The sequence below is a fragment of the Acinetobacter stercoris genome (assembly GCF_900323515.1).
In the GTDB taxonomy this organism is placed as follows: domain Bacteria; phylum Pseudomonadota; class Gammaproteobacteria; order Pseudomonadales; family Moraxellaceae; genus Acinetobacter; species Acinetobacter stercoris.
On record NZ_OOGT01000360.1, the window covers coordinates 1 to 1,836 of the forward strand.

Below are 1,836 nucleotides of genomic sequence, written 5' to 3' on the forward strand. Positions count from 1 at the left end.
CTAACCAGTTTATCAATATACATCACTCTTAGAACTGAGTTGAATGTTTTCATATTTTGAAAACACCTCATAATTCAAACATGGAAGTTTTAAATATGGTTAAGTTTAAACTTAAAAACCATCAGCTTTTTATTGCCTTAACATTTGTCATGTCATCTTCTAGTTTTGCTGAAATTACTTTGATTAATAAAGATCATATTTTGAATGATCAAGATAATTTTAAACTTACCACCTATGGTGGGTTAAGGATGCAAGCACTTAATTTTGACCAATACAATGATTCTAATTCAAGCCAGAAATATCAGAGAAATGGATATAGTGCTACTAGCCGTATGTATGCAAATGCTGATTATAAAGTTAATGATGATCTCAATCTCATTGCTGGCTATCAAAACTTTATTAATCCTGCCAAAATATTAGATTGGGATGGTCATTACCGCAAGAGTGATAAAAGCTTAACCACTGAACAAGCTTATTTTGGAATTTCAAGCAAAACTTACGGCACATTAAAATATGGAAAAATGTACAGTATCTATTTTGATGTCGTCGGATCAAAAACTGATCTATGGGATTATGACACTTTAGCTCAACCGCAGGCATGGAGTCCTGTTCCCTACTATGACGGAACGCAAGCTTCGAGTAAGACATTAAGATATGAAAAGAAAAATAAAAAAATCGATTTTTATGCTGCTTATTTGTTTGAGGATGAGACTTATCCTGCTGGACTTCGATACCAACGTAAATCTGGTGAAGAAGTTGCAGTTGATGTCCATATTAATAAAAATTTAAGCTGGGCAACTTCATATAAGCATAATGAATCCAGTTTGGATAACACCAAAAATAAGTATGATTTTTCTCAAGATGCGATAGCCTCTGCACTATTTTATTTTGATGGGAAATGGATGTTTGGGTTAGGTGGAGGGTGGTACAAAAATTTATTGCCAAATTATAATGCCTTGGGACAACCTACCCCTAATAATATTAGTCAATTTTTAGATACTGAAGCATATGGTATTGAATACTATGCTGGTTATCATTTTAAGATTGCCGATCATGGAATTAAATATATACAACCTTTTGTAATGGGAAATTATTTAAAATATACCAGTGGTTATAATTTTTCACGTCGAGATAATGGTGTAGGTGTAGCTATTCGGTTCAATCATGGTATCGGTTTTGACTATGAGCGTCTCTATACCAAAGATACCATTGGGACTCCTGACATGCATCTATTTAGATTACGCTATGAATGGTAATAACTTTTAGTAAGAAAAGCTGGCAGTTTTGTCAGCTTTTCTTTTTTATATATTCTAGTAGCCTAAATAAGTATAAATATCAAAATAATTTATAAAATCAGCAAAAACACAAATCACTACCACAGATATTCTCTTCTTTTAGATATATTTAACTTAAACATTAAATACGTAGAGATTATATTAGATTAGCAATATATTAAGTGATAAAATAAAACCAACCAGTAGTAAGTTGAATACACTTTGTTGCATAAATGTTTAACCATATGATTTTATTGAATTTATTTTCAGATCGATTTTTCAATCAAATCATTTAAAATCAATGACTTATAAATTATTTGTGCAACAAAGCCAGTTGAATAAGAAAAACAATAACAACTACTAAAAAATTTATATCAGATACACTTTCAGAATCAGCTTCCGATTTATTAAAATAATTATCACAACTCAGTAGTTCTTTGCCAAAGTCCTTAGAATTATTACTCATTGTTCGAATGAACGATGATTTTAATTATGGAAGTCTAAAACAGCTAATGAATTCCAAGAATTAATGCTGAAATTTTAATCTTGGTTAGTATAGCCT

1 protein-coding gene is annotated in these 1,836 nt (G+C 30.6%); it reads left to right on the forward strand.

Features of this window, described 5'->3' with window-relative positions; genetic code table 11:
• The first annotated feature begins 95 nt into the window (after window positions 1-95).
• Complete coding sequence (locus tag KPC_RS19495; RefSeq protein ID WP_121975960.1) at window positions 96-1,256, forward strand: porin; 1,161 nt, start codon at window positions 96-98, stop codon at window positions 1,254-1,256.
• Window positions 1,257-1,836: the final 580 nt, after the last annotated feature.